The sequence below is a fragment of the Microbulbifer halophilus genome, from assembly GCF_026183675.1.
Lineage (GTDB): Bacteria > Pseudomonadota > Gammaproteobacteria > Pseudomonadales > Cellvibrionaceae > Microbulbifer > Microbulbifer halophilus.
Genome location: NZ_JAPIVK010000060.1, coordinates 1 through 14,935 on the forward strand (window position 1 = coordinate 1; position 14,935 = coordinate 14,935).

General features: G+C 62.5%; 14 protein-coding genes. 12 read left to right on the forward strand and 2 right to left on the reverse strand.

Annotation, left to right across the window (positions count from 1 at the left end; translation table 11 throughout):
* Positions 1-384: 384 nt before the first annotated feature.
* A complete protein-coding gene (locus OQE62_RS18790; protein ID WP_265723586.1) occupies positions 385-765 on the reverse strand; it encodes a hypothetical protein in 381 nt (126 codons plus the stop codon).
* A 179-nt stretch (positions 766-944) separates the two neighbouring features.
* Here OQE62_RS18790 and OQE62_RS18795 point away from each other — a divergent pair, with 179 nt between their 5' ends.
* The 6 genes from OQE62_RS18795 (at position 945) to OQE62_RS18820 (ending at position 6,735) form a co-directional block, all read left to right on the forward strand.
* Positions 945-1,424 carry a glutathione peroxidase gene (locus OQE62_RS18795; RefSeq protein ID WP_265723587.1) on the forward strand — a complete coding sequence of 160 codons (480 nt, stop codon included), beginning with the start codon at positions 945-947 and terminating at the stop codon, positions 1,422-1,424.
* Positions 1,421-1,906 (forward strand): MarR family winged helix-turn-helix transcriptional regulator, encoded by a 486-nt coding sequence (locus OQE62_RS18800; RefSeq protein WP_265723588.1) that lies wholly within the window; start codon positions 1,421-1,423, stop codon positions 1,904-1,906. The genes OQE62_RS18795 and OQE62_RS18800 overlap by 4 nt, the downstream gene beginning before the upstream one ends.
* A 332-nt stretch (positions 1,907-2,238) precedes the next feature.
* Complete coding sequence (locus OQE62_RS18805; protein WP_265723589.1) at positions 2,239-3,777, forward strand: 2-isopropylmalate synthase; 1,539 nt, start codon at positions 2,239-2,241, stop codon at positions 3,775-3,777.
* 13 nt (positions 3,778-3,790) lie between these two features.
* Complete coding sequence (locus tag OQE62_RS18810; RefSeq protein WP_265723590.1) at positions 3,791-4,591, forward strand: hypothetical protein; 801 nt, start codon at positions 3,791-3,793, stop codon at positions 4,589-4,591.
* Positions 4,588-5,070: a ribosomal protein S18-alanine N-acetyltransferase gene (gene rimI / locus OQE62_RS18815; protein WP_265723591.1), complete on the forward strand. Its 483-nt coding sequence runs from the start codon at positions 4,588-4,590 to the stop codon at positions 5,068-5,070. The genes OQE62_RS18810 and rimI overlap by 4 nt, the downstream gene beginning before the upstream one ends.
* A gap of 297 nt (positions 5,071-5,367) precedes the next feature.
* Positions 5,368-6,735 (forward strand): MATE family efflux transporter, encoded by a 1,368-nt coding sequence (locus OQE62_RS18820; RefSeq protein WP_265723592.1) that lies wholly within the window; start codon positions 5,368-5,370, stop codon positions 6,733-6,735.
* Between the two features lie 102 nt (positions 6,736-6,837).
* Here OQE62_RS18820 and OQE62_RS18825 read toward each other — a convergent pair whose 3' ends face one another.
* Positions 6,838-8,616 (reverse strand): aminopeptidase P family protein, encoded by a 1,779-nt coding sequence (locus OQE62_RS18825; RefSeq protein WP_265723593.1) that lies wholly within the window; start codon positions 8,614-8,616, stop codon positions 6,838-6,840.
* Between the two features lie 267 nt (positions 8,617-8,883).
* Here OQE62_RS18825 and OQE62_RS18830 point away from each other — a divergent pair, with 267 nt between their 5' ends.
* From OQE62_RS18830 to OQE62_RS18855, 6 genes are all read left to right on the forward strand, one after another.
* Entirely contained in the window at positions 8,884-10,467 is a 1,584-nt protein-coding gene (locus OQE62_RS18830) for a peptide chain release factor 3 (RefSeq protein WP_265723594.1), read from the forward strand.
* Between the two features lie 226 nt (positions 10,468-10,693).
* A complete protein-coding gene (locus tag OQE62_RS18835; RefSeq protein ID WP_265723595.1) occupies positions 10,694-11,296 on the forward strand; it encodes a lysophospholipid acyltransferase family protein in 603 nt (200 codons plus the stop codon).
* Positions 11,297-11,353: 57 nt separating this feature from the next.
* Positions 11,354-12,076, forward strand: coding sequence for a TSUP family transporter (locus tag OQE62_RS18840; RefSeq protein WP_265723599.1), 723 nt, complete (start codon positions 11,354-11,356; stop codon positions 12,074-12,076).
* 3 nt (positions 12,077-12,079) lie between these two features.
* Positions 12,080-12,439: a hypothetical protein gene (locus OQE62_RS18845; RefSeq protein ID WP_265723596.1), complete on the forward strand. Its 360-nt coding sequence runs from the start codon at positions 12,080-12,082 to the stop codon at positions 12,437-12,439.
* A gap of 9 nt (positions 12,440-12,448) precedes the next feature.
* Positions 12,449-13,855, forward strand: a complete 1,407-nt coding sequence (locus OQE62_RS18850; protein WP_265723597.1) for a M20/M25/M40 family metallo-hydrolase — start codon at positions 12,449-12,451, stop codon at positions 13,853-13,855.
* A gap of 350 nt (positions 13,856-14,205) precedes the next feature.
* Complete coding sequence (locus OQE62_RS18855) at positions 14,206-14,781, forward strand: hypothetical protein (protein WP_265723598.1); 576 nt, start codon at positions 14,206-14,208, stop codon at positions 14,779-14,781.
* The last annotated feature ends 154 nt before the right edge of the window (positions 14,782-14,935 follow it).

The following is a 14,935-nucleotide window of genomic DNA, read 5'->3' on the forward strand; positions in this document are numbered from 1 at the left end:
GGTGAGCGCCATGGATGGCGCGAATCAGTGGAGCCGGGGGAGAGGTCGCGGAACCCGCCCGATACCCAAAAGCTTCCCCGCCCCTGAACAGAGATCCTACCCGGTGCTTTTTTACCCGCATTTCCCGAAGCCCACGGCCATGGGCCCGGGAGAACAGTATCCAAAACTTATACACAGCTCTGTCCATGTATTCTGTTAGTAACGCGGCCGTAATGAAGGGGCGCACTCCCAAAGCTGCAACTGGTACAGGTTGTTAACAGACTCCGTAAGTCATTGAAAATATGATTGTTGCCGGCTCTTCCGGAAAGGGAAAAAACTGGGCCTCGAATACTGCCGACAAACATGGGGACGAGGATCGCAACGGCTCTGCGCGCTTTCCGGCAATTATCCACAGACAAAGAATACCCCGCTCTGCGCGGGGTATCGAATCGTCGAGCGGTTCGAATCCGTGTCTTCAGGACTTGCGGCCGCGCAGCCAGAGCCCCGCAGCGCCGTCGCCTCTTCCCGGACGGCATCAGCCTCCGGCGGCGCCGCCAGGCGCGCGCTGTTGTCCTCAATCAACTGCGAGAATTCCCGCATCTCCGCATATTCGGCATCGTTGACGACCTCGCCCCCGCGCACCGCTTCCGGATAGTCCACGCTGATATACTCGGCCATCTGCATCAGCTGGCGCAGCTCCTGCGCGCTGAGGCCGTCCTCCTGGGCGCCGGTCGCCAGCAGGGTTGGCAGGAAGCTGAGTAACAGATAGCGAGTCAGTCGACGCATGGGAAAGGTTATCCTTTCTTGGGTGTGCGAATTGGGATGTCATGTTATTGATAACGATTCCCATAAGGAATGTATTTATCCCGACTACCCTCGCTTGTTAATACTTGTTTACGCTTGATTTTTATATTGTGCACAATTAAATTGTGAGAAATCGTTAACGGACCCGAGGAGGTCTTCCCATGAGCAATCTCTATTCCATTCCCCTGAAAACCCAGGACGGCCGCGAGACCACCCTGGAGGAGTACCGCGGCAAGGTGCTGCTGGCCGTGAATACCGCCAGTAAGTGTGGATTCACTCCGCAGTACAAGGGGCTGGAGGCGCTGTACGAGAAATACCGCGATCGGGGCTTGGTGGTACTGGGTTTCCCCTGTAATCAGTTCGGCAAGCAGGAGCCGGGCAGCGACGACGAGATCAAGGAGTTCTGCGAACTCAATTTCGGTGTCAACTTTCCCCTGTTCGCCAAGCTGGATGTGAACGGGCCGGACGCGCACCCGCTGTTTGTGGAACTCAAGGAGCAGGCGCCCGGCCTCATGGGGACCGAGGGCATCAAGTGGAATTTCACCAAGTTCCTGATCGATCGCGACGGACAGGTGGTCAAGCGCTTTGCGCCCAAGGACAAGCCGGAAGAACTGGAGTCGGAGATCGAGTCCCTGCTGTGAGTAAGAAAAACGGGCTGCCCTGCGCGGGCGGCGATCCGCTGGCGTTGAACCGCCAGCTCTGTTTTGCCCTTTACGCCGCGTCCCGCGCCATGACCCGGGCCTACCAGCCGATGCTGCAGGAGCTGGATATCACCTATCCACAGTACCTGGTGCTGCTCGTGTTGTGGGAGTCGGAACAGTCCGGCGGCGCGGGTGCGGAGATCGGGGTCGGCGCCCTGGGGAAACGGCTGATGCTGGATTCCGGCACCCTGACACCGCTGCTCAAGCGGATGGAGGCCCGCGGGCTGTTGATCCGGCGCCGGGACAGCGGCGACGAGCGCATCACCCTGGTGGCACTGACAGACGGCGCCCGCGGGCTGCGCCCGCGCGCCCGGGACTGGGTCGAGTCGCAACTGGACGATTCGGCCGTCAGCCGCGAGACGCTCGAACAGTTGCGTTCGGGGCTGTGGAAACTGCTGGAAGGGCTGGAGAGGAGCGGATAGCAATTTAGGATGGTTTTTTCGATATTGTGTAAAAAATGTTTATTTTTAATTTAATATCTCCATATCGGATATTTTTTAGGATGCATGTTGATGTTCGCCTCGATCGCTCGTATAGTTGCCTGAACTGACATTCAAACCCGATTCGACTGCTATGCACACCGCATGCCCCCCAGATTACTGCACGCTAGCTTCCTCGCTACGACTGCCGCGCTGCGGCACATAATTTTATTTCCGCACCCTCCGACAGAATTCCACACTGATTGCCAATTGGCGCGTAGACAGCGGTCAGAGCGCTGTTTAGCCTCGAGCCAGAGCCAGGAGACGAGTCCAAGATGAGCACGAATAACGATAAATTAGTCATTTTCGATACCACCTTGCGCGACGGCGAGCAGAGCCCCGGCGCCTCCATGACCAAGGAAGAAAAGATCCACATCGCCAAGATGCTGGAGCGCATGCGCGTGGATGTGATCGAGGCCGGTTTCGCCATCGCCAGCCAGGGCGATTTCGAGGCAGTGCAGGCGGTGGCGGAGACGGTGAAGGATTCCACCGTGTGCAGCCTGGCCCGCGCCGTGGGCCCGGATATCATCCGCGCCGCCGAGTCGCTGAAAAAGGCCAATGCGCCGCGCATCCACACCTTTATCGCCACCTCGCCCATCCACATGAAATACAAGCTGCAGATGGAGCCGGAAAAGGTGCTGCAGCAGGCCGTGGATGCGGTATCGACAGCGCGCCAGTACACCGACGATGTGGAGTTCTCCCTCGAGGACGGCAGCCGCTCCGATCCGGACTTCATGTACCGCATCATCGAGGCGGTGATCGCCGCCGGCGCCGGAACCATCAATATTCCCGACACCGTCGGCTACGGCGAGCCGGAAGAGTACGGGGCCATGTTCAAGCGCGTGATCGAGAATGTGCCCAACTCCGACAAGGCCATCTTCTCCACCCACTGCCACAACGACCTGGGCCTGGCGGTGGCCAACTCGCTGGCCGCGGTGATGAATGGCGTGCGCCAGGTGGAGTGCACTATCAACGGCCTGGGCGAGCGCGCCGGCAACGCCTCGCTGGAGGAAATCGTCATGGCGGTGCGCACCCGCCAGGACCTGTTCCCGGTGGACACCGGCCTCGACACCACGCACATCGTGCCCACCTCGCGCCTGGTCAGCTCCATCACCGGCTTCCCGGTGCAGCCCAACAAGGCCATCGTCGGCGCCAACGCCTTCGCGCACGAGTCCGGCATCCACCAGGACGGTGTGCTCAAGCACCGCGAAACCTACGAGATCATGCGCGCCGAAGACGTGGGCTGGGGCAACAACCGCCTGGTACTGGGCAAGCACTCCGGCCGTGCCGCGGTGAAGGCCCGCTACGAGGAACTGGGTTACAACTTCGACGACGCCGGCGAATTCCAGTTGGTGTTCCAGCGCTTCAAGGACCTGGCGGACAAGAAACACGAGATCTTCGACGAGGACCTGCAGTCCATCGTCGCCGGCGCCGAGGAGCCGGTGGAACACTACCGCCTCGCCTCCCTCGATGTACACAGCCGCAGCGGCCAGCGCCCGAGGGCGCAGATGCAGTTGCTGATCGATGGCGAAGAAGTATCCGCGGAGTCCGAAGGCAGCGGCCCGGTGGACGCCCTCTTCAAGGCGATCGAATCGGTGGCCGACAGCGGCGCCGACCTGAAACTCTACTCGGTCAACGCCGTCACCCAGGGCACCGAGGCCCAGGGCAGCGTCACCGTGCGCCTGCAGCGCGACGGCCGGCTGGTCAACGGCGTCGGCGCCGATACGGATATACTCGTCGCCTCCGCACAAGCCTACCTGGATGCTTTAAACTTGCTCACCGGTGGCGGCAAGAACAAGGCGCAGGGCGTCTGAAGGGAGAGACTGAGTGAACGAGTTGCAGCGCGCGGAATACCTGTCGGCACTGGGCATCCCCAGCTATATGCCGCGCTTCGTGCTGCCGCTCGCGCCCGAGCCGCGGCAGGCGGAGTTGCCGCCGGCGCCGGTGGAAGAGCCGCAGAATCCGCTGCCGGCCAGCGCCGAGCATATCCGCCGCGAACTGGCCCCGGCGGAAACGGCCCTGCAACAGGCCGCTCCCCGGCAACCCGCCGCGCAACCGGAGCAGCCGAGCCCCGATGTGCTGCGCGAAGTGGCCGCAGTCGCGGGCGAGATCCGCGCGCCCGCCGCGCAGCCGGCACCGGTGGCCGAAGTGGCGCCGCCGCAGAAACCGGTAGAGCCCTTCGTGCTCTCCTGCTGGTGGCTCGGTGGGGAACTGCTCGCCGTGGACAGCCGCGAGCCGGGCGCGGCGCTGCCGGTGGAATCCCTGTTCAACAACATCGCCCGCGCGCTGCACTGGCATGAACTGCCGCGGGAACAGGACCGCATGCGCTGGCCGCTGGCGGAGAACCGCTTCGGTCCCGCCGCGTCCGCCGCCGAGGCGCGGGATACCTGTTCCAGTTGGCTGGCGGCCGCCAGTGCCCGCCGACCGGTCAAGTCCATCTGGCTGATGGGGCAGCAGGCGCAGGACTTCTGTGCGCCGGTGGAGCTGGCCGAAACCGTCAACGACTGGAACGGCATCGCCGTCATCGCCATGCCCAGCCTGTCGCAACTGTTGCAGCAGCCGGAGCGCAAGCGCGATCTCTGGCAGTTGCTGCGGCAGGCCTACCCCGAACAGACCCGCGCCCGGTGAGCCTCAAAGATATTCCCGGCGCCGCCCTGCGGCCGGCCGACGACAGCGACTGTGCGGTACTGGCAGATCTGGCGCGCAGTGCGCACACCCATCCCTGGACGGAACGACAATACCGGGACAGCCTGGAGGCCGGCCATCATTGCTGGCTGCTGGCGGACAACAGCGGCGAGGCGATTGCCTGCTGCGTAGTCTCGCAGTTGTTCGACGAGGCGGAAATTCTCGATGTGGCCGTGGCCCCGGCCCAGCGCCGCCGCGGTATCGCGCAAGCGCTGCTTCAACGGCTGATTGCCGAACTGCCGAAAGAGATCGCCCGGGTGTTGCTCGATGTGCGCGTCTCCAATCGCGCCGCGCGCTCACTCTATCGCAAGCTGGGTTTTTCCGAGGACGGCCTGCGCAGAAACTACTACCCGGCGCAGGGCGGCGGGCGCGAGGATGCGGTACTGATGAGTCTCTCTCGAATAGAGCGTAGGTTGGACTGAGTTCCGCGAAGTCCAAAACGGTGCCGCCATCATGCCGGGGTTCGCGTTGCTCACCCCGACCTACGCCTACAACTCGATAGTCCCGGTTGCACAGGGAGAGGGCAGTGAAAGAGCCCGGTGGGTTTCGCGGCCCCCGATGTTGGACTTCGCTGCGCTCATTCCAACCCACGCCCGATAAGCCTCGCCCCGGCGAAATCCGGGGCCCGTCAATTCGTCGGCAATCTTCAGCTGGTAGAATGGCAACCATTCGACGAGCCCATTGCGGCCGTCTTTTTTCTCCTCCGCAAAGAGTTTTTCATGGCGTTATCCAGCAATAACCCCTCCCTGCTCGAAGGCTCTGTCGCCGGCCACCTGCAGCGGCTGGCCCTGCCCATGGTCTGGGGCATTCTCGCCACCATGTCCTTCAATGTGGTGGACACCTATTTTGTCGCGCAATTGGGCAGCGCGCCGCTGGCGGCGATGAGTTTTACCTTTCCGGTGGTGATGGTGATCAACAGCTTCGCCATTGGCCTGGGCGCCGGTACCTCGTCCGCGGTGGCGCGGGCCTACGGCGCCGGCGACCTGGAGAAGGTGCGGCGGCTGGTGACCGACGCTTCGCTGCTGGCGCTGCTGGTGGCGCTGACGATCAGTGCCATCGGGCTCTCCACCATCCAGCCGCTGTTCCGGCTGCTGGGCGCTGACCCGGAAATGCTGCCGCTGATCGCCGACTATATGGTGCCCTGGTACCTGGGCGCCGTGTTCGCGGTGGTGCCGATGGTGGCGCTGTCGTCGCTGCGGGCCATCGGCAATAGCGCTATCACCGGGCGCATCATGGTGGCGGTGGCCCTGTTCAACCTGATTCTGGACCCGCTGCTGATTTTCGGCCTGTTGGGCTTCCCGCGGCTGGAGCTGCAGGGCGCGGCCCTGTCCACGGTGATTGCGCGCGGACTGAGCTTTTTTGCCGCCCTCTACTTCCTGATTCGCCGCGAGCAGTTGATGGCGCCGCCGCGCCTGTCCACGCTCCTCGCCTCCTGGCGCACGGTGCTGGCGGTGGGCCTGCCGGCCACCGCCACCAACGTGATCGTTCCCATGGCCGGCGGCGTGGTGGTGGCGCTGGTGGCGGTACACGGTGCCGACGCCGTGGCCGGCCTGGGGGTGGCGCTGCGTATCGAGCCGCTGGCGCTGATCGTCTTCTACGCGCTGTCTTCGGTGGTGGGGCCCTTTATGGGCCAGAACGCCGGCGCCGGTAAAGTCGAGCGGATGCAGCGCACCGTCAGTGTACTGGCGCGCTTCTGTATCGGTTTCGGCGCGCTGCTGGCGGTGCTGCTGTACTTTGCCGGTCCGGCAGTGGTACGGCTGTTCAGCGATTCGCCCGAGGTGCTGGCGGTGGCCATCGCCTACCTCACGCTGGTGCCCTTCAGCTACGCCGGCTACGGCTTCGTGATGTCTGCCAACGCCGCCTTCAACGGCCTCGGCCGACCGCTGCCGGCCACGCTGATTTCCTTCCTGCGGGTGCTGGGCGTCTACCTGCCGCTGGCCTGGGTGGGCAACCAGCTGTGGGGCATTACCGGATTGTTTGCCGCTACCGCGACCGCCAACCTGCTGCTGGGGGCGCTGGCCTGGTGGTGGTTGCGGCGGGATATCGGCGGGCGTGAGAGTGAGGTGGAGGGGTTGCAGGTGCAGTGATTATATTGCTCCCCTCTCCCGCTTGCGGGAGAGGGGCTGGGGGAGAGGGCGCGCCTGCGGCGCGTTGCCGAGCAGGGGCTCGGCGCTCCCGGCGGAGCTACGTTAGATCGCCTGGGTAGCCTCCTCCAACCAAGCCTGCGTCTTCTCGTTCACCAGCGGCATCAGCGTCTCCCGCACCCGCTGGTGGTAGCGGTTCAGCCAGGATCTTTCCTGTTCCGTCAGCAGTTCCTCTTTTATCAGCCGGCGCTCGATCGGTGCCAGTGTCAGTTCCTCGAATTCCAGGAAGCCGTTGTGCCGCTCGCTCTCCTTCACGAACACCAGGTTCTCGATGCGGATACCGTACTGGCCGGTGAGGTAGAAGCCCGGTTCGTTGGAGAGGATCATGCCCGGCTGCAGCGCCACGCCGCTGGCGCCCTTGCCGATGCGCTGCGGGCCCTCGTGCACGCTGAGAAAACTGCCCACGCCGTGGCCGGTGCCGTGGGCGTAGTCGAGGCCCACATCCCAGAGGGATTTGCGCGCGAAGGCGTCGAGCTGTTCGCCGCAGGTGCCCTTCGGGAAGCGCAGCGTGGCGATGGCGATATGGCCCTTAAGCACGCGGGTGAAGTGGTCGCGGGCGTGCTCGGGGAATTCGCCCAGCGGCACGGTGCGGGTGACGTCGGTGGTGCCGTCCGGGTACTGGCCGCCGGAGTCGATCAGGTAGATGCCCTCCGCCTTCATCGGCAGGCTGGACTCGCGGCTGACACAGTAGTGGACGATGGCGCCGTTGGGGCCGTAGCCGGAGATGGAGTCGAAGCTATCGTCCCGGAAGCCCTCGCGCTGCTCGCGCTTGGATCGCAGTAGCTCCACCGCCTCCAGCTCGCCGAAGCTGTTATTGGCAGCCCCCGCCGCGACAGCGTCCGGCAGCTCGGCCAGGAATTCGCACAGGGCGGCGCCGTCGCGCTCGTGGGCGGCCTGGCTGCCGGCCAGTTCCACTGCGTTCTTGCAGGCCTTGGCGCCGGTGATCGGGTCGCGCTCCTGCAGCAGCTCGATTTCCAGTGCGCGCAGGCGCTGCAGTGTCCAGCAGTTGGTGATCAGCGGATCCACCCAGATTTTGGAAACGTGGTGGCGTTTGGCCGCGTCGAACAACGCTTCCTTGTCGTTGACGATATCCACATCGCTGTTCAGGTGCTCGATCAGCGCCTCGCCCATTGCCTCCCTGGCCAGGTACAGCGTGGCGGTGCCGTCGCGGTAGAGCAGGGCACTGGCGAGCGCCACGGGCAGGTGCGGCACATCGTCGCCGCGGATATTGAACAGCCAGGCACAGACTTCCGGATTGGGCAGCCACAGGGCGTCGGCGCGTTTGTCCGCCAGCCGGGCGGCGATGCGTTGGCGCTTCTGCGCCGAGTGTTCGCCGGTAAAGGTGTGGGGGTGCGGGCGCGCCGGGCCGCAGGGGCCGGCCGGGCGATCCGTCCAGACGGCGTCGATGGGATTCTGTTCCAGCGGCCGCAGGGCGATATCCCGCTCGCCCAGGCGCTTTTTCAGCAATGCCAGGCCCGGCTCTGTGTGCAGGCGCGGGTCGTAGCCCAGGGCCTCGCCCTGCTTGAGTTGGTCGCAGAGCCAGTTGGCGATGGCGTTCGCATCCAGGGTCTCCAGGTCGATCGGCTGGTCGCCGAGCTGCTGCTGCGCCTGCAGGGTATAGCGGCCGTCCACGAACAGCGCCGCGTGTTCGGCGCCCACCGCCGCGATACCGGCGGAGCCGCCAAAGCCGGTGAGCCAGGCCAGGCGCTCGTCGGCGGCGGGCACGTATTCGTTCTGGTACTCGTCGCCGCGGGGCACGAGGAAGCCCTGTACCTGTTGGCGCGCCAGCTCCTCCCGCAGGGCCTGCAATCTTTCCCGACTCATGGTTCACCTCTCCTTTTAAAACTTCTTCCCGGCCGCGCGTAGGGTGCGCCGTGCGCACCGCAAAACAGGCGCCTACAGCCGACTCCGGGGCGGAATTCCGGTTGTGCGGCGGGCCCAGCTGGCGCACACAGCGCACCCTACCGATGTCCCGAACCGCGAAAAAGCGCAGTCTACCAGCCCCCGGAGCAGCCCGCCGACGTGTATAATGCGCGCCTGTTTTTTGCACTCTTGTTTTTTTGTTCCAGGCCGAGTTTTCAAACCCAGATTATGGCTCAGAATTTCTCCCCGGCGGATGTCGCCGGCCGCCGCACCTTCGCGATCATCTCCCACCCGGACGCCGGTAAAACCACGGTGACCGAAAAGCTGCTGCTGTTCGGGAATGCGATCCAGCTGGCCGGCTCGGTCAAGGGCAAGAAGGGCCCGCACGCGCGCTCGGACTGGATGAGTATGGAACAGGAGCGGGGTATCTCCGTGACCTCCTCCGTGATGCAGTTCCCCTATAGGGACCGCACGGTCAACCTGCTGGACACGCCGGGGCACGAGGACTTCTCCGAGGATACCTACCGCGTGCTGACCGCGGTGGACTCCGCGCTGATGGTGATCGACGGTGCCAAGGGCGTCGAGGATCGCACTATCAAGCTGATGAACGTCTGTCGCCTGCGCACCACGCCGATCCTGTCGTTTATCAACAAACTGGACCGGGATATCCGCGACCCCGTCGAAGTGATGGACGAGATCGAGGAAGTGCTGAATATCCAGGCCGCACCGATCAACTGGCCGCTGGGCTCCGGCCAGCACTTCAAGGGCGTCTACAACCTCTACACCGACACCATCCACGTGTTCAAGCAGGGCCAGGGCCACACCATCCCCGAGGATACCCGGATCGAGGGGCTGGATTCCGCCGAGGCGGACGAGCTGCTGGGTGAGGACGCCGACGAGATCCGCGAGGAAATCGAACTGGTGCGCGGCGCCACCCACGAATTCAACCTGGAAGACTACCTGGCCGGCAAGCTGACGCCGGTCTTCTTCGGCACCGCCCTGGGCAATTTCGGCGTGCGCGAAATGCTCGACGGCTTCGTCGAGTGGGCGCCGGGCCCGCAGCCGCGGGAGACGGACGAGCGCATCGTGGAACCGGCCGAGGACAAATTCAGCGGTTTCGTGTTCAAGATCCAGGCGAACATGGACCCGCGCCACCGAGACCGCATTGCCTTTATGCGTATCTGCTCCGGCACCTACAGCCGCGGCATGAAAATGAAACACGTGCGCCTGGGCAAGGACGTGAAGATCGCCGATGCGGTGACCTTCATGGCCGGCGACCGCACCCATGTGGAGGAGGCCATCGCCGGCGATATCATCGGCCTGCACAACCACGGCACCATCCAGATCGGCGACACCTTTACCGAGGGCGAAAAGCTCAAGTTCACCGGCATTCCCAACTTCGCCCCGGAACTCTTCCGCCGCATCCGCCTGAAGGATCCGCTGAAACTGAAACAGTTGCAGAAAGGCCTGCAGCAGCTCTCCGAAGAGGGTTCCACCCAGGTGTTCTTCCCGCTGGACAGTAACGACATCGTCGTCGGCGCCGTGGGGGTGCTGCAGTTCGAAGTGGTGGCCCACCGCCTGAAGGACGAATACAAGGTGGAAGCCATCTACGAAAACGTCAATGTGCAGACCGCCCGCTGGGTGGACAGCGACAACGCCAAGGAACTGGACAACTTCAAACGCAAGGCCAGCACCAACCTGGCACTGGACGGCGCCGGCCACCTCACCTACCTGGCGCCGACGCGGGTCAACCTGCAACTGGCCGAAGAGCGCTATCCGGAAATAGAATTCTTCGCCACCCGCGAGCATTAATACTCCCCTCTCCCCCCGGGAGAGGGGCCGGGGGAGAGGGCCGGGCCGCAGGCCCGCCGTAGGAACCTGCTTGCAGGTGAACAGAAGGCCCTAAAATTCTTTACCAGCAACCAGGCTCCCACAGAGGTAGGGTGCGCCGCGCGCACCACCCCGCAACTGGTGCGCACGGCGCACCCGACGGCACTACAGACACAGCGGCGAATACAGAATCGAGAGAATCATCGAAGTGAGCATTCCAAAGAATCTACCCGAAGAAATGCCGCGCATCGGCAACTGGTTCACCAAGAACATCGGCCTGCTGATCGTCAAACTGCTCGGCTGGCGCATCGACGGCGAATTCCCGCCGGAAAAAAAACTGATGGTGGCGCTGGCGCCTCACACCTCCAACTGGGATTTCGTCGTCGCCATGCCGTTTATCATGGCACTGCGCCTGAAGGCCTCCTGGATGATGAAGCAGGAAGCCTTCATCTTCCCGTTCAAGAGGCTGTTCATGTGGCTGGGCGGCATCCCCACCAACCGCGCCGCCCCGGGGGGCATGGCCAAGCAGGTGGCCAGCCAGTTTCGCGAAAATGAAAAAATGTGGGTAGCGATTACCCCGGAGGGCACCCGCAAGCGCAACGACAACTGGAAAAATGGCTTCCTGCGCATCGCCTATGCGGCGGACGTGCCGATCCTGCTGGTGGCCTGGGATTTTCCCAAAAAACGTATCTGCTTGGATTCCCTCTACCAACCTACCGGCAACCTGGAAACCGATATGCGAGAAATCCGCAAACGCTTCAATCACTATCGGGGGCGCTGCCCGGAAAACCAGAGTATCCTCGAAGAGTAAACCATCGACCCGGAGGCGGCACTGAGCGGCGATCTCTCTTTCAACCTATACCTGATCCTGACCGCGGTCGGCTTCGCCGCGGGCTTTATCAGCGCCATTGCCGGCGGCGGTGGCCTTATCACCCTGCCGGCGTTGCTCTGGGCCGGGATTCCGCCGCTGGATGCACTGGGCACCGGCAAGTTCCAGAGCGTCTTCGGTACCCTGTCCTCGGCGATCAATTTCTTCCAGAAGGGGTTCCTGGACCTGCGCCGCCTGTGGCCCGGGCTCGTGGCCGCCATCGTCGGTTCCGCACTGGGTACCTGGAGCGTGACCCGCCTCGGCGGCGAACAACTGAATACACTCCTGCCGCTGCTGCTGATCGGTATCGCGCTGTATTTTGCCTTCTCCCCGCGCATTACCGATGTGGATGCCAGGCCGCGCATGCCCAACTGGCTGTTCAACCTGTTGGTGGGAGGCGGTGTCGGTTTTTACGGCGGCTTCTTCGGGCCGGGTATGGGCTCCATCTACGCGCTGGCATTTGCCGCGCTGCTCGGGTACAACATGCGCAGGGCCACCGCCCACACCAAACCGCTGGTGCTGGCCACCAACGCCACCTCCATGTGCATCTTCATGGCCGGCGGCCACCTGCTGTTGGGGCTGGCGCTGAGCATGTCCGCGGCGCAGTTTGTCGGCGCGCGGCTGGGCTCGAACCTGGTGATCGCCCGCGGCGCGCGGCTGATCCGGCCGATCATCATCCTGGCCACCATCGCCGTGGCCGTGAAACTGCTTCTGGAGTCATGAGTTGTGACAGTAGTGATTACGCTGCTGCTTTCCTTTTGTTTCTTCGCCCTGATAATCTGGGCGCTGATGCATATGCATACCCCGCGCTTCCGCATGGACCGCGAGCAGTTCGTGCGCGGGCTCGAGGACGTGATCGCCGGCCAGGCAGATGACAACGAGTGGCGGATACTCACCGGCTACCCGATGCGCCACGACCCGGAACTGGAGCGGCTGCGCCTCGAGTGCCTGGCCATTGAAGAAACGGAATACACCGGCGGCTCGCCCCACCTCTTCACCCGCGCGGGTATCGAACGCCTGCGCGCTGTGCGGGAGCAACTGCTACCGCAAGACAACGACAAAACAGACAACACCAAAGAGCTTTGAGGACATACCATGTTCAGACCATTGCAGACCCTGGCCGGCGGGCTGATCGCCGCACTGGCCGTAACCGCCGCCCACGCCAAGCCGTTGAGCCAGGAGGATCTCTCCGTGGCGGAAGTACTGCGCGACCGCGCACTGGAATCCTCCGACGCCTACAGCATCGTCGAATCCCTGACCGTGGAAGTGGGCCCGCGTCCCACCGGCTCCGAGGGCGATCGCCGCGCCGTGGCCTGGGCGCAGGAAAAAATGAAGAAACTGGGCTTCGACCGCGTCTACACCGAGCAGATCGAAGTGCCGCGCTGGAACCGCGGCCACGCCCATGCGCGGGTGGTGGCACCTTTCCCGCAGCCGCTGGTGGTGTCCTCCCTCGGTTTCAGCGTCAGCACTCCGGAGGAGGGGCTCACCGCCGAGATAGTTCCCTTCGCCGACGTGGAGGAGCTGATCGAAGCGCCCGCGGAAAAAGTCGAGGGCAAGATTGCCTTTATCAACAAGCGCATGGAGCGCACCCGCACCGGTGAAGGCTATGGCCCCGCAGTCCAGGGCCGCAGCCGCGGCATGCGCGCCGCCGCCGGCAAGAAAGCCGCGGCGCTGATGATCCGCTCCGTGGGCACCGACTCCGACCGCTTCGCCCACACCGGCATGATGCGCATCAAGGATGTGGAAAACCCGGTACCGGCCCTGGCCCTGTCCGCCCCGGACGCCAACCTGCTGGAAAAGATGCTCGAGCGCGGCAAACCGGTGGAAGTACAACTGGACGTCCACAACCAGCAATTGGAAGATGGTCCCTCCTTCAACGTGATCGGTGAGATCACCGGCCGCGAAAAGCCGGAAGAGGCCCTGATCATCGGCGCCCACCTGGACTCCTGGGATGAAGGCACCGGCGCACTGGACGACGGCGCCGGCGTGGGCGTGGTACTGGAAACCGCACGCATGATTGCCGAACTCCCCCAGCGCCCGCGCCGCACCCTGCGCGTGGTCCTGTTCGGTGCCGAGGAAATCGGCCTGGTGGGCGCCAAGCAGTATGTCCAGGCGCACCGCAGCGAGCTGGACAATATCGTCGCCGTCTCCGAATCCGACTTCGGCGCCGACAAGGTCTGGCGCTTCGATACCCGCCTGCCGGAGAGCAAGTTCGATATCGCCGACCAGATGATGCAACTGCTCGCCCCGCTGGGCATCGAGCGCGGCAACAACGAAACCCACGGCGGCCCGGACGGCAGTGTCTTCGTCGCCCAGGGCGTACCGGCCTTCGGCCTCTACCAGGACGGCACCGATTACTTCGACTACCACCACACACCCAACGACACCCTGGACAAGGTAGACCCGGAAAACCTGAAACAGAACGTGGCCGCCTGGGTGGTGATGTCGTTCCTGACTGTGGAAATGGAAGGGGACCTGGGGCGGGTGCCCACTGAACACTGATTCTTCCTGCTCCCCGATAACCAATCGGCTTTCCGAAACCCTGCCATCTGGCGGGGTTTTCTTTTGGTGGCAGCAGAAAAACCGAGATCAGGAGACGGCGGCTTCTATCTACAGAAAGATAAAGCTAAGTTGTTGATTTTTCGGGACATGGAATTAGATCAAAAGCCAGAGGAAGATATTTGCGCCCCGGCTCCCGGCTTTATATCTCTGGGTGTTTTTTGATCTGCAGGTTGTATCTGTTTGATTTCCGGGTATTTTGTGGGTTCAATGAGCCTACACGTATGTAGATAGAAGCCAAGGGGATATGAAGCCAGTGGCTTTTGAATTAACTGTTATACGTAGAAACTGATATGCCAAGATTAGATATTTCTAGAGATCTAGTTCACTGGATAAAAGCTGAAACCGATCACGACGCATTCGAGGTTCTGAGGAAAATTGTATCTGAGAAGCGAATTATTGGCGGATCGGGTCATATCAAAGGCGACTATGTATGTGTTTGCTTTACTGAAGCACCTATACATACATTTCATGATGTCATAGGAAGATACCGTCCGTTCGGGATACGAATTACAAAGAACTTTGCTTATGATCAAGGTGGTCGCCCAGTTATATATCAAAGCGACGCGGAGTATGTTCAACTTCCTGAAGCTTTACGATGGCGTCATGTTCGTTATGAGCCAAACAACATGCCACCGATAGATTTTTCTTGGGAGAGAGAGTGGAGAATAAAAACAGGAGAAGTAGTTCTCCCCCCTGGCCAGGCTAGCGTTATTGTTCCGTGTGAGTCATGGGCAGATCAACTAAGCCATGAACACTTGGTGGGGGAAGAAAGTCGAATTCAAATGGAAGCTATGGCGTATGGTTCTGAGTGGTTAATGCAAACCCCTGATCCATTTTACTACCCGTTTTGCGTGGTAAACGTATAACAAGGCGCTGCTGAGGGACAGTTTACTTTATGCACCTCTGTGCGGCTCGCTGTGCTCGCACTTTCGCACAAAGGTACATAAAGTAAACTGCCCCAGAGCGCAACGTTACTTGCGACATGAAGTCGTATAAATTTCTGTTACACACTCTGAAGAA

Excerpts from the sequence above, each read along its gene's own strand:
- OQE62_RS18790 (WP_265723586.1), bottom strand. The coding sequence starts at position 765 with ATGCGTCGACTGACTCGCTATCTGTTACTCAGCTTCCTGCCAACCCTG.
- OQE62_RS18795 (WP_265723587.1), top strand. The coding sequence starts at position 945 with ATGAGCAATCTCTATTCCATTCCCCTGAAAACCCAGGACGGCCGCGAG.
- OQE62_RS18805 (WP_265723589.1), top strand. The coding sequence starts at position 2,239 with ATGAGCACGAATAACGATAAATTAGTCATTTTCGATACCACCTTGCGC.
- OQE62_RS18820 (WP_265723592.1), top strand. The coding sequence starts at position 5,368 with ATGGCGTTATCCAGCAATAACCCCTCCCTGCTCGAAGGCTCTGTCGCC.
- OQE62_RS18825 (WP_265723593.1), bottom strand. The coding sequence starts at position 8,616 with ATGAGTCGGGAAAGATTGCAGGCCCTGCGGGAGGAGCTGGCGCGCCAA.
- OQE62_RS18830 (WP_265723594.1), top strand. The coding sequence starts at position 8,884 with ATGGCTCAGAATTTCTCCCCGGCGGATGTCGCCGGCCGCCGCACCTTC.
- OQE62_RS18850 (WP_265723597.1), top strand. The coding sequence starts at position 12,449 with ATGTTCAGACCATTGCAGACCCTGGCCGGCGGGCTGATCGCCGCACTG.
- OQE62_RS18855 (WP_265723598.1), top strand. The coding sequence starts at position 14,206 with ATGCCAAGATTAGATATTTCTAGAGATCTAGTTCACTGGATAAAAGCT.